At 62.3% G+C, this 13,027-nt stretch carries 11 protein-coding genes; 10 read left to right on the forward strand and 1 reads right to left on the reverse strand.

Features of this window, described 5'->3' with window-relative positions; genetic code table 11:
• Positions 1-57: 57 nt before the first annotated feature.
• Positions 58-390: an iron-sulfur cluster insertion protein ErpA gene (gene erpA / locus RL_RS10585; protein WP_003538958.1), complete on the reverse strand. Its 333-nt coding sequence runs from the start codon at positions 388-390 to the stop codon at positions 58-60.
• Between the two features lie 222 nt (positions 391-612).
• Here erpA and RL_RS10590 point away from each other — a divergent pair, with 222 nt between their 5' ends.
• The 10 genes from RL_RS10590 (at position 613) to serS (ending at position 13,025) form a co-directional block, all read left to right on the forward strand.
• Entirely contained in the window at positions 613-1,830 is a 1,218-nt protein-coding gene (locus RL_RS10590; RefSeq protein ID WP_011651650.1) for a deoxyguanosinetriphosphate triphosphohydrolase, read from the forward strand.
• Between the two features lie 65 nt (positions 1,831-1,895).
• Positions 1,896-3,653: an arginine--tRNA ligase gene (argS, locus tag RL_RS10595; RefSeq protein WP_011651651.1), complete on the forward strand. Its 1,758-nt coding sequence runs from the start codon at positions 1,896-1,898 to the stop codon at positions 3,651-3,653.
• Between the two features lie 62 nt (positions 3,654-3,715).
• Entirely contained in the window at positions 3,716-6,961 is a 3,246-nt protein-coding gene (locus tag RL_RS10600) for an SPOR domain-containing protein (protein ID WP_173364436.1), read from the forward strand.
• 116 nt (positions 6,962-7,077) lie between these two features.
• Positions 7,078-8,091 carry a beta-N-acetylhexosaminidase gene (nagZ, locus tag RL_RS10605; protein ID WP_011651653.1) on the forward strand — a complete coding sequence of 338 codons (1,014 nt, stop codon included), beginning with the start codon at positions 7,078-7,080 and terminating at the stop codon, positions 8,089-8,091.
• Positions 8,092-8,109: 18 nt separating this feature from the next.
• Positions 8,110-8,967 carry a segregation and condensation protein A gene (locus RL_RS10610; RefSeq protein ID WP_028742082.1) on the forward strand — a complete coding sequence of 286 codons (858 nt, stop codon included), beginning with the start codon at positions 8,110-8,112 and terminating at the stop codon, positions 8,965-8,967.
• Positions 8,964-9,680, forward strand: a complete 717-nt coding sequence (gene scpB, locus RL_RS10615) for an SMC-Scp complex subunit ScpB (protein ID WP_011651655.1) — start codon at positions 8,964-8,966, stop codon at positions 9,678-9,680. The genes RL_RS10610 and scpB overlap by 4 nt, the downstream gene beginning before the upstream one ends.
• A 183-nt stretch (positions 9,681-9,863) precedes the next feature.
• The gene (locus RL_RS10620) at positions 9,864-10,055 is read left to right on the forward strand and encodes a twin-arginine translocase TatA/TatE family subunit (protein WP_003538990.1); all 192 of its coding nucleotides are present in this window, start codon (positions 9,864-9,866) and stop codon (positions 10,053-10,055) included.
• Positions 10,056-10,105: 50 nt separating this feature from the next.
• Positions 10,106-10,717 carry a Sec-independent protein translocase protein TatB gene (tatB, locus tag RL_RS10625; RefSeq protein WP_011651656.1) on the forward strand — a complete coding sequence of 204 codons (612 nt, stop codon included), beginning with the start codon at positions 10,106-10,108 and terminating at the stop codon, positions 10,715-10,717.
• Complete coding sequence (tatC, locus tag RL_RS10630) at positions 10,714-11,541, forward strand: twin-arginine translocase subunit TatC (RefSeq protein WP_011651657.1); 828 nt, start codon at positions 10,714-10,716, stop codon at positions 11,539-11,541. Before tatB ends, tatC begins: the two co-directional genes overlap by 4 nt.
• Before the next feature lie 200 nt (positions 11,542-11,741).
• Positions 11,742-13,025: a serine--tRNA ligase gene (gene serS, locus RL_RS10635; protein ID WP_011651658.1), complete on the forward strand. Its 1,284-nt coding sequence runs from the start codon at positions 11,742-11,744 to the stop codon at positions 13,023-13,025.
• The last annotated feature ends 2 nt before the right edge of the window (positions 13,026-13,027 follow it).

Raw genomic sequence — 13,027 nt, forward strand, 5'->3', positions numbered from 1 at the left:
GACCGGCCGGAAGCAATTCTTCGGCCGGTTTGATGGGGCGTATGTGCGTTTAGACGCTCAGATCGAGAAACTGGTGCCGCAGCCGCAGCTTGCCACCGCGTTCGGGTTCTTGATCTGGAAGGATTGGCCAAGCAGATTGTCGACGAAGTCGATTTCCGAGCCCGCCATATAGACGAGCGAAAGGCTGTCGATCAGCACCTTGGCATCGTTCTTTTCGACGATGATGTCGTCGTCGTCAGCGCTGTCGGCAAGATCGAACTTGTAGGAAAAGCCCGAACAGCCGCCGCCTTCGACAGAAACGCGCAAGGCGCTCTTGCCGGCTTCGGCGCCGACGATCGCAGCGATGCGCTTTGCCGCGGCATCTGAAAGGGTTACACTCGTATCCGTCATGTTTCCTCCTGCCGGGGTCAAGATCCGGAGAGAATGGGTTTTGGCACTTGAATGTTCAAATACCTGATATCAAAGAAACTTACCATGATATCTGCGAAAAGGCGATGATGCGCCGAAGCGGTTAGGAAAGCGCCTCTTTGCCGTTTCATCGGGCTATAGGTATGAAGAGCGTTAGGCGGCGTCAATGGGCAGATGCGGCAACATGCAGGATGACGGTGAAGAATGACGATCGATACGCGTGCTTTGGGTTTCGGCAGCAGTGAGAGGGCGGTTTATGCGGCCGACCCCTGGACGACGCGCGGGCGGCTCTATCAGGAGGATGGAAGCCCGACGCGCTCCGATTTCCAGCGCGACCGCGACCGCATCGTCCACACCACCGCCTTCCGCCGGCTGAAGCACAAGACCCAGGTCTTCATCGCCCAGGACGGCGATCATTACCGCACCCGGCTGACGCACACGATCGAGGTGGCCCAGATCGCCCGCGCGCTTGCCCGCGCCCTGAAGCTCGACGAGGATCTGGCCGAAGGCGTGGCGCTCGTGCACGATTTCGGCCATACGCCGTTCGGTCATACCGGCGAGGACGCGTTGCACGAGGTGCTGCTGCCCTATGGCGGCTTCGATCACAATGCCCAATCGCTGCGCATCGTGACCAAACTGGAGAGGCGTTATGCCGAATTCGACGGCATCAACCTGACCTGGGAAAGCCTCGAAGGTCTTGTCAAGCACAATGGTCCGCTTCTGACGGCTGATGGAGTAGGCACTCGCGGTCCCGTTCCGCAGCCGATCCTCGATTATTGCGAGCTGCACGATCTCGAGCTTGCAACCTATGCCAGCCTTGAAGCCCAGGTCGCGGCGATCGCCGACGACATCGCCTATAATACCCACGATATCGACGACGGCCTGCGCTCCGGTTACCTGACTTTCGACATGCTGGAGGAAATCCCGTTTCTTGCCGGGCTGATGGCCGAGGTGAGGGCGCGATATCCGCATCTGGAGCCGAGCCGCTTCACCCATGAGATCATGCGCCGCCAGATTACCCGCATGGTCGAGGACGTGATTGGCGTGGCACAGCAGCGCCTGTCGCTGCTGCGCCCTGAGAGTGCGGCCGACATCCGCGCTGCCGACCGGGTTATTGCCACCTTTTCCGAGGGAATGGCCGAGACCGACAGGCAGATCAAGGCCATGCTCTTCAAGCGCATCTACCGCAATCCCGATATCATGCGCATCCGTGCCGGTGCCGCCCAGATCGTCACCGATCTCTTTGCCGCGTACATGGCCAATCCCAAGGAGATGCAGAGCCACTACTGGGTCGATCATATCGCCGGTCTATCCGATGCGCCGAAGGCCCGCCATGTCGGCGATTATCTCGCCGGCATGACCGACACCTATGCCATCAGCGCCCACAGGCGGTTGTTTGACCACACTCCGGATTTGCGATAGGCAGCGGTCGCCCACGCCGAGGGCCGATTTGAGCCTTTGGCACAGCCTATGCATGGAAGAGTGCGATGAACCTTTTTACCGACTTCGAAGCCAGGATCAAAACCGCCCTTGAACAGATCGATTTGGTCAGGGAAAAGCGATCCGAGCTCGATTTCGGCCGCATCACCGTCGAGCCGCCGCGTGACGCGAGCCATGGCGATGTCGCGACCAATGCCGCAATGGTGCTGGCTAAACCGCTCGGAACCAACCCGCGCGCGCTGGCCGACGTTATCATCGCCAAGCTCAAGGAAGATGCCGACGTCGCCGATGTCTCGGTCGCGGGTCCGGGCTTCATCAACATCCGTCTCGCCGTCGGCTACTGGCAGCGGCTGCTCGCCTCGATGATCGGCGCCGGCACCGATTACGGCCGCTCGACGCTCGGCGAGGGCAAGAAGGTCAATGTCGAATATGTCTCGGCCAATCCGACCGGCCCGATGCATGTCGGCCATTGCCGGGGCGCCGTCGTCGGCGACGCGCTTGCCAACCTGCTCGCTTTTGCCGGTTACGGCGTCGAGAAGGAATATTACATCAACGATGCCGGCTCGCAGATCGACGTGCTCGCCCGTTCCGTCTTCCTGCGCTATCGCGAAGCGCTCGGCGAAAAGATCGGCGAAATCCCCTCGGGTCTCTATCCCGGCGACTATCTCGTGCCCGTCGGCCAGTCGCTTGCCGCCGATTACGGCGTGCGGCTGCACAACATGCCGGAAGACCAATGGATGCCGATCGTCAAGGATCGCACCATCGATGCGATGATGGTGATGATCCGCGAGGATCTGGCGGCTCTGAACGTCCATCACGACGTCTTCTTCTCCGAACGCACCCTGCATGCCAATGGTGCGGCCGCGATCCGCACGGCGATCAACGACCTGACCTTCAAGGGCTATGTCTACAAGGGCACGCTGCCGCCGCCGAAGGGCCAGCTTCCCGAGGACTGGGAAGATCGCGAACAGACACTGTTCCGTTCGACCGAGGTGGGCGACGATATCGACCGGCCGCTGATCAAGTCGGACGGCTCCTACACCTATTTCGCCGCCGACGTCGCTTACTTCAAGAACAAGTTCGACCGTGGTTTCGACGAGATGATCTATGTGCTCGGCGCCGACCACGGCGGCTACGTCAAGCGCCTGGAAGCGGTTGCACGCGGTGTTTCGGACGGTAAGGCGAAGCTGACGGTACTGCTCTGCCAGCTCGTCAAGCTCTATCGCAACGGCGAGCCGGTGAAGATGTCGAAACGCTCGGGCGATTTCGTCACGCTTCGGGACGTCGTCGAAGAAGTCGGCCGTGATTCGGTCCGGTTTATGATGCTTTACCGCAAGAATTCCGAGCCGCTCGACTTCGATTTCGCCAAAGTGACGGAACAGTCGAAAGATAATCCTGTTTTTTATGTGCAGTATGCGCATGCTCGCTGCATGTCGGTCTTCCGGCAGGCGAGGGAGGCTTTTCCCGACCTCGATGTTTCGCCCGAGAATCTCGCGAAAACCGTTGCAGGCATTGGTGATCCGGCCGAATTGCAGCTTGTCGCCAAGCTCGCTGAATTCCCGCGTATCGTCGAGGCGGCGGCTCAATCGCAGGAGCCGCATCGCGTCGCTTTTTACCTCTACGATGTCGCAAGTTCGTTCCACGCGCACTGGAACAAAGGTAAAGATCAGCCGGAATTACGATTTGTTAATGATAAAAACCGAGAATCAAGTATTGCCAGACTTGGGCTGGTGTACGCCGTCGCGTCGGTTTTGAAGTCGGGACTTGCCATTACAGGCACTGCCGCACCGGACGAAATGCGATAACGTCACCATTTCCCCACAATGCGCTGGCATTTGAGCGTTGGCGTTTGCGAGTGGGAATAGGCATGGCTGATAAACAACTTGCGTATGATACGCGCGGAAAAAACGATCTGTTTGCCGACGATGATCCGTTGGCTGAACTGGCCCGGATCGTCGGCTTCGAGCCGCGTGTTGCAGCGAATACGGTGACGGAGACCGCACGCCGCGAGCCTGCCCTCGATCTCGAGGACGAGCTTGGGCGCGAGTTCGACCGCTACGATTCGCCACGTCCGCTTGCAGAGCTCGACCGGCCCGCCGAGCCGATCTTTGATGATGTCACTCCTGAAGATTACGTCGAGCCCGTTCTCGACGCTTCTCCCGCTGTCGAACATGCGGAGGCCCTCGAGCCGGTTTCCGTCGCCCCCGTCGAGGCTGAAGAAGAAGTAGCTTTGCCCGCCGCAGGGAATGGGGACGCATCTGCCGCCGACTGGGCGGAGCAGCTTTCCCCCGAGCCCGATGCGTCGGTGCAATCGGCCTTCGGCGGTGCGCGCGACCTGATCGAGGAGCTTGAGCTGTCGATCGGCGCAGCACCGGTCTCTTCGCTGGCGCAGCCCACCAAGGCGCCGCAATGGTCGGCTGCCAGCATCAGGCTGCCGCTTGCCAATTTCCATGCACCGAGGCGCGAGGAACCGGTTGTTTTGCCGGAGCCTGTGGCCGAAACGGTCGCCGCACCGGTTGCTGAAGCGCCATCCGTCGATCTTCCTGTGGTCGAGCCTCAACCTGTCATCGAGCCTTCGCCGCTTGTCGCCGCGGTCGAGCCTTCCGAGGAATTCGAATCCGCTTCTCCGTCACTTGGCTTTCCCGCCGAGCTCGATCGCCATGATGAAGTGATCGCGCCGGAAGAGACCGCCGAGGCCGAAGAATTCGTCGAAATCGAGGAAGAGCTGGAGGATTTCGGGTCCGACGCCGGTTTCGATCTCATCGCCGCCGCCGTCGACGGCGAGATCCAGGCCGATGCCGCGCTGACCGAGGTCGTGCCCGATGTTCCGCACACCGCCGGCACATTCGATCTCGACGATCTGCTCGCCGACGTCTCGCGTTATCCGGTGCCGCAACGTGCCAATCCGGCGCCCGTCTCGCCGCAACCCGCATCGATCGAGGCAGCGCCCGTCCCGGCCACTCCCGTGGCCGCCGCACCTGTTCAGTCCGAGGTGATCGCGCCCGCACCGCTCGCCGCAGCACCCGTCCGGTCTGCCCCGGTCGAGCCGGCTCCGGTCTATGCGGCCGAAGCCGCAAGACCGATCGCGCCGCAGCTTGCTGGTGGCGTTACGCCTCAGCCTGCCGCAGCGGCATATTCGCCGGCGCCGCAGCCGGCGCCGGAAGCCGACGACCCCTTCGCCGGCCATGATTTCGAGCTGGATCTTGCCGGCATTGAGCTGGAACTGACCGATCTCGATTTCTCCGAGCCGTCCGAACCAGCACAGCAGCCTGAGCCGCCAGCCCCTGCTCCCCAGCAGGCCGCCGCCGCTCCTCGGCCCGCTCCAGTTTTTGCTCCTGAGCCGCCGGCTCCTGCTTTTGAGCAGGCTGCTGCCGCTCCTGCACGGTCCGCTCCGGCCTTCGTTCCCGAGCCGCAGGTTCAGGCTCAAGCTCCAGCTCCGGCTTTCAACTGGACGCCTGTCTCCGAATCGACCGAAGACCTGCCATTCGATCCGGCGATGATCTCCGATCCGGAGGATCGTCCGGAGGCCGTCGACGACATGCACGTGCCTGCGCTGCCGCCGGTCGAGCAGCCCGCGCCGGTCGCGAAATCTGCGGATTTCGATTTCGATCTCGACGCCGAGATTGCCAGCTTCTTTGAACCGGCCAAACCGCGGCAAACACCGACGCCGGTCCGGGATACGGCCGCCGCCGCTGCACAGCCGGTCAAGCCCACCATCGCCGATGGCCTCGATGATTTCGAACGGGCGCTGGAGGAAGATTTCCGCCGCAGCGTGCGCGAGCCGGTCGAGCGCCGCGAGACCTCCGAGGTCCGCATCGAATCGGCAAGCCAGGCCGCTGATTTCAGCCGCGCTCGATCGATGCGCCAGCTGCTTGCCGGGGCCGTGGTGCTCGTGGTCTTTGCCGGCGTCGGTTATGGCGTCTATTCCTCCGTCTGGAACGGCGAGGGGCTCGGCATTGTCGCGTCCGGCGAGCCGCGCGTGATCACCGCCGACAAGGAACCGGTCAAGGTCGTTCCGGAAAATCCTGGCGGCAAGACCGTGCCGAACCAGGATAAGGCCGTCTACGACCGCGTTGCGGGTTCTGCCGAAGAGCCGAAGCAGAAGGCGCTCGTTTCTTCCGATGAGGCGCCCGTCGATGTGGTCCAGCGCACGCTGACACCCGAAGCGCTGCCCGAGGACGACGACAACGCCAGCGTCGACGATCAGGTCACGCCGACTGCGGTCGGTGAGACGGAGGATCCGCGTCTACTGCCAACCCAGGACAGCGCCGACAACGCTTCGGCAACCGACGCCGACAAGACTCCGTCCGTTTCGCCGCGCAAGGTCCGCACGATGATCGTCAAGCCTGACGGTACGTTGGTCGCCCGCGAGGAACTGGCGCCCGTCGACGAGCCGACGCAGTCTGACCAGGCGACACAGTCTGCCCAGGCGACGCCGTCGGCCCAGCCGATGCCGCCAGCTCAGCCGGCGTTGACGGCTCCGTCGACCCCGTCCGGGCAATCGACCCCGCCTGTACCTCCCGTCGGTGGAACGGCCGCAAGCTTCCCGGCAAGCGCCGAGGTTGCTTCCGCCGATGCGCGTTCTGCAGCCCCTGTCGAAACCGCGCCGGTACAGCCGCCGCTCGCCGGCAGTGCCGACGCGCAGGCCGCAAATCCCGCTCCGGTCGCTCCGCCGGTGCGCCCGGTCAAGACCGCGGCGGTTGCCGATACCGCTCCGATTCCGACCGCCCGTCCGGTCGATCAGCCCGTCAACGTTGTCGGCACCGTGACCGAGAAGGGCAATGTCCGCCCGACCGCACAGCAGCCGAAGACGACTGAGGTCGCGGCCGCAGCACCAGCTGCCGCAAAGCCGCAGCAGGCCGCATCCGCCGGCGGCTACGGCATCCAGATCGCCTCGCTGCCTTCGGAAGACGAGGCGACCAAATCTTATGCCAACCTGTCGAAGAAATTCGCCAGCGTGCTCGGCGGCCGCAGCCACGAGATCCGCAGGGCCGATATCGCCGGCAAGGGCACTTTCTACCGTGTCCGCATACCGGCCGGTTCCAAGGATGAGGCCGCAGCACTCTGCGAACAGTATCGCGCGGCGGGTGGAAGCTGCCTGATCTCCAGGTAGGATCGGGTTTTTTGAATGGAATATAAGAGCGGCGGGCCGGATCGGTCCGCCGCTCTTTTTTGTGCATCGCGCCCGACCTTGCTCGCATTTGGCCGGGCGCCGTCTATGATTCTTACATGACCGAATCAAAAGCGATGATCCTTGGCTGTAGCGGCCTTGCCCTCACATCCGAAGAGAAAGCCTTTTACCGGGGCGAGCGACCCTGGGGCTTCATCCTCTTCGGGCGCAACATCTCCGAAGCACGGCAGATCGCCCATCTCGTCGCCGAACTGCGCGATAGCGTCGGCTGGCATGCGCCGGTGCTGATCGACCAGGAGGGCGGCCGGGTCCAGCGCATCCGCCCACCCGTTCTGGCGCGTTATCCTTCCGGCCAGGTGCTCGGCGATCTCTATCGCCGCGATCGCGCACTCGGCCTGCGCGCCGCCTGGCTGATGTCGCGGTTGCACGCCTTCGACCTTTCGAGCCTCGGCATCGATGTCGACTGCCTGCCGGTGCTCGATGTGCCGGTTGAGGGCAGCAGTAACGTCATCGGCGACCGCGCCTATGGCGGCGATCCGGAGACCGTCATCGCGATGGGCCGGGCGGCTGCCGAGGGGCTGAAGGCCGGTGGCCTGTTGCCGGTGATGAAGCATATGCCCGGCCACGGTCGCGGCTTTGCCGATTCACATCTGGAACTGCCCGTCGTCACCGTCTCGCGCGATGAGCTGGAGCTCCATGACTTCCCGCCCTTTGTCGCGATGAAGGACGAGTTGATGGCCATGACCTGCCACGTCGTTTTCGCCGCCATCGACCCGGACAATCCGGCGACGACCTCGCGCAAGGTGATCGACGGCATCATCCGCGAGCACATCGGCTTTAACGGTCTGCTGCTCTCCGACGACAGCTCGATGAACGCTCTTTCCGGCACGATCGGTGAACGTGCGGCGAATATCATTGCAGGCGGATGCGATATCGTGCTGCATTGCAATGGCAATATGGACGAGATGCGGGAGGTTGTGGCAAATGTTCCGCCGCTCGCCGGCATATCGCTTGCTCGCGCAAAAGCGGTGGAAGCAGGCTTTGCGGCGCCGGATACCGCCGATGAAGCGGAATTGAGGTCGGAATTCGAGGCGATGTTTGCGACGGTCTGATCGTAAGGGAGCAACTAGGTGAACACGGTCAAGGGCACGGAACGTCCGCAGTCGGCAACGCCGATGGACAAGCTGTGGCAGGATAACGGTGCCGAGCGCGCCAGCCACGAGCCGGCGCTGGTGATCGACGTCGCCGGCTTCGAAGGCCCGCTCGACCTGTTGCTCTATCTCGCCCGCAACCAGAAGGTCGATCTGTCGCGCATTTCGGTGCTGGCGCTCGCCGAGCAATATCTGCTGTTCATCGAAAGCGCCCGGCGTATCCGCATCGAGCTTGCCGCCGATTACCTCGTCATGGCAGCCTGGCTTGCCTATCTCAAGTCGAAGCTGCTCATTCCCCAGCAGGTCAAGGATGACGGCCCTTCCGGCGAAGAGCTGGCGGCAACGCTCGCCTTCCGCCTGAAACGCCTCGAAGCCATGCGCCAGGCGGCAGACGGCCTCGTCAACCGCAATCGCCTCGGCCGCGATATCTTCGTGCGCGGCGCGCCCGAGCATATTCCCGATCGCCAGCAATCCGCTTATGCGGCGAGCCTTTACGATCTCCTGACCGCCTATGCGGCGCTGCGCCAGCGCCATGCCGTCACCCAGGTGACGATCGAGCGGCGTACCGTCTGGTCGCTGACCGATGCCCGCGAGCTGCTGACCCAGATGATCGGCGAGGTCGCCGACTGGACGGCGATGGAGCATTATCTGCTGCGGTATCTCGCCGCGCCCGAAGAACGCGTCACGGCAATCGCCAGCGCCTTTGCCGCCTCGTTGGAGCTGGTGCGCGAGGGCAAGCTCGAAATCCGCCAGGACGGCGCCTTTCAGCCGATATACATGCGCCGCGGTCCGAAACATGCCACGCTGCAGGTGGTCGAACAGGAGCGGCCGGCTTGATCGATCTGAAGGGCGAAGAAGATTTCGAAGGTAATTTCGAAGACAGGAGCCGCGACCTGCAGGCCGAGATTGAGGCCGAGCGCATCGCCGAGGCGCTGGTCTTCGCTTCCTCGCAACCGGTCTCCGAAGGCTTCCTCGCCGAGCGCCTGCCTGAGAAGACCGACGTGCATGCGATCATGCTGCGCCTGAAGGAGCAATATGCGCCGCGCGGCGTCAATCTCGTGCAGGTCGAAGGCGCCTGGGCCTTCCGCACCGCCGCCGACCTGTCCTTCGTCATCCGCCGTGATGACAATGAGGTGAAGAAGCTTTCGCGCGCCGCACTGGAAGTGCTGGCGATCATCGCCTATCACCAGCCGGTGACGCGTGCCGAAATCGAGGATATCCGCGGCGTCCAGACCTCGCGCGGCACGCTTGACGTGCTGATGGAAGCTGGCTGGGTTCGGTTTCGTGGTCGCCGGCGCACGCCTGGCCGGCCGGTGACATTGGGCACCACACGCGATTTCCTCGATCATTTCGGTCTCGAAGAGCTGCGTGACCTGCCCGGTCTCGAAGAGTTGAAGGGAGCGGGCTTGCTGTCGGGCCGCATTCCGGCAAACTTCAACATTCCCTCGCCGTTGATGAACGACGAACTGACCGAGGACGAAGACCCGATCACCCAGATGGACCTCGAGGAACTGGGGTTGCTCGCACCGCGCGGCACCCCTGAAGATTGAGGGGCCTGCGTCTTGCTTTTGCCATGCATGGCGAAAACAATGGTGGCCACCACTTTTCGATGGGTCAACGGCTTGTCACAAAGGGCGATACCGTGACATTAAGCTCAATCCAAAGGGCTTGATGTTGGAAACGGTGTGGGAAATCCTTACATCGTGGGAACATAGAAACAGGGAGTTAGCGTAATGGGTTCTTTTAGCATGTGGCACTGGCTGATCGTTCTGGTCATCGTGCTGTTGTTGTTCGGTCGCGGCAAGATCCCGGAACTGATGGGCGACGTTGCCAAGGGCATCAAGAGCTTCAAGAAGGGCATGACGGACGAAGACGCGCCGGATACGGCAAAGACCGTCGATCACAAGGCCGACGAAACGAAGTAACCAAGTCCGGGAAAAGCGCAGCCCCCGCGCTTCCCGTCCAGGAGCCTTGCATGTTCGATATTGGCTGGACCGAGCTTTTGGTCATCGCGGTCGTACTGATCGTGGTCGTCGGTCCCAAGGATTTGCCGCCGATGCTGCGCGCTTTCGGCAAGATGACGCAGCGTGCCCGCAAGGTTGCGGGTGATTTCCGTGCGCAGTTCGATGAAGCGTTGCGCGAAGCCGAGCTTGATGATGTCCGCCAGACGATCAGCGACGCCCAGAAGCTCAACCCGGTCAACAGCCTGCGCGAGGCGATGAACCCGCTCCGCCAGATGGGCAATGAGATCAAGGCCGACCTGCAGAAGGCGACCACAGTCACGGAAAACAAGACCGAGGTGCCTCCAGATGCTGTCGCAGCCCCGACGCCGTCGATGAGCTTGCCGGAAACGCCGCCATTGGTAGCGACACCTGCGCCGTCGGAACCGGTCGCCGCAGCGGTTGTGCAAGCCGATACGGTTGCCGCCAAGCCGAAGGCCGTGCGTAAGCCGCGCGGCAAGATTGCTGACAAGGTCGATGCTGCGGCTGCCGTTGCCGTGCCTGTGGAAAAGCCGAAACGCACGACGGCAGTCAGGAAGCCTGCAACGCTGAAGAAGCCTGCGCAGACAAAGAAGGACGAGGCATGAGCGGTGATATCGAAGACAAGCCGCAGCCGTTGATCGAGCACCTGATGGAGCTGCGCACGCGGCTGATGTGGTCGATCGGCGCGTTTTTCGTCGCCTTCATCGCATGCTTCTTTTTTGCCAAGAATCTCTTCAATTATCTGGTCATCCCATACAAGACAGCGGTCCAGTGGGCTAATCTCGACGTCGAGAAGGCCCAGCTCATCTACACCGCGCCGCAGGAATTCTTCTTCACCCAGGTCAAGGTGGCGATGTTCGGCGGCCTTGTGGTCGCTTTCCCGATCATCGCCGCCCAAGTCTACAAGTTCGTGGCGCCCGGCCTCTACAAGAACGAGCGTCAGGCTTTCCTGCCGTTCCTGGTCGCCTCGCCGGTTCTGTTCCTGATGGGCGGCGCGCTCGTCTATTTCTTCTTCACGCCGATGGTCATGTGGTTCTTCCTGTCGATGCAGCAGGCGCCGGGTCATGACGAGATAGCGATCTCGCTGATGCCGAAGGTCTCGGAATATCTGAGCCTGATCATGACGCTGGTCTTCTCCTTCGGCCTAGTCTTCCAGCTGCCTGTCATCACCACGCTGCTCGCCCGTGTCGGTCTTCTGACGTCGCAATGGCTCGCCGAAAAGCGCAAGTTTGCCATCGTCCTCGCCTTCGTCGTCGCCGCCGTGCTGACGCCGCCGGACCCGATGTCCCAGATCGGCCTTGCGATACCGACGATCCTTCTCTACGAGATTTCCATCTATGCGGCGCGACTCGTGGAGCGCCAGCGTGCCCGGCAGGCGGTCGAAAAGGAAACCGGATCCGCAGACGTTGCCAAGACGGACAGCGTCTAAGCGGCGATCCCGGAATCCCTTCATGAACGCCGTCGACTGCGTAATCCTTAAATCGGAATCGGTTTAAGGATTTAGGCAGCAATTCAAAGTGTTGCGGTGTCCTTTGCGCGTCTGAAAAGACAGGGCGGCGCCGTAACATCCGGTCGAGGCCCGATCAGGCTTTGGCCGGGCCACCTCTGTTGCAACGACCTGGAACGACGATGCTCGATATCAAATGGATCCGTGAGAATCCCGAAGCGCTCGATGCCGCCCTAGCCAAGCGCGGCGCGGAGCCTCTGGCCCAAAGTCTCGTTGCCCTCGATGAAAAGCGCCGCTCCGCTGTGCAGAAGGCGCAGGACCTGCTGTCCCGCCGCAACCTCGCCTCCAAGGAGATTGGCGCGGCGATGGCCCAGAAGAATAGCGAGCTGGCCGAGAAGCTGAAGGCGGAGGTCTCCGAACTTAAGACCCTGCTGCCGGCGATCGAGGAAGAGGATCGCCAACTGACAGCCGAACTCAATGACGCGCTGTCGCGCATCCCGAACATCCCCTTCGACGACGTCCCGGTCGGCAAGGACGAGCATGACAATATCGTCACCCGCACCGTCGGCGAAAAGCCGCGCTGGAACCACGCACCGAAGGAGCACTTCGAAATCGGCGAGGCGCTCGGCTATATGGATTTCGAGCGCGCCGCCAAGCTCTCCGGCTCGCGCTTCACGGTTCTGACCGGGCCGCTCGCCAGGCTCGAGCGTGCGCTCGGCCAGTTCATGATCGATCTCCACACCAGTGAGCACGGCTATATCGAAGTCAGCTCGCCGCTGATGGTGCGCGACGAGGCCGTCTATGGCACCGCCCAGCTGCCGAAATTCGCCGAGGATCTCTTCAGGACGACGGATGGACGCTGGTTGATTCCGACGGCCGAAGTGACGCTGACCAATCTGGTGCGCGAGGAAATCCTCGATCAGGAAAAGCTGCCGCTCCGCTTTACCGCGCTGACGCCGTCCTTCCGCTCGGAAGCAGGCTCTGCCGGCCGCGATACGCGCGGCATGCTGCGCCAGCATCAGTTCTGGAAATGCGAGCTCGTCTCGATCACCGATGCCGAGAGCGCCGTTGCCGAGCATGAGCGCATGACCGCCTGCGCCGAGGAAGTGCTGAAGCGCCTCGGCCTGCATTTCCGCACGATGACGCTTTGCACCGGCGACATGGGCTTCGGCTCGCGCAAGACCTACGATCTCGAAGTCTGGCTGCCGGGGCAGAATGCCTTCCGTGAAATCTCTTCCTGCTCGGTCTGCGGCGATTTTCAGGGTCGGCGGATGAATGCGCGCTACCGCGGCAAGGACGACAAGAGCAACAAGTTCGTCCACACGCTGAACGGTTCCGGCACGGCGGTCGGCCGCTGCCTGATCGCCGTCCTTGAAAATTATCTGAACGAGGACGGTTCGGTCACGATTCCGGACGTTTTGCTGCCCTATATGGGCGGATTGACCAAAATCGAACGGGCGGCTTGAGG

This window comes from Rhizobium johnstonii 3841 (assembly GCF_000009265.1).
GTDB classification, from domain to species: Bacteria; Pseudomonadota; Alphaproteobacteria; order Rhizobiales; family Rhizobiaceae; genus Rhizobium; species Rhizobium acaciae.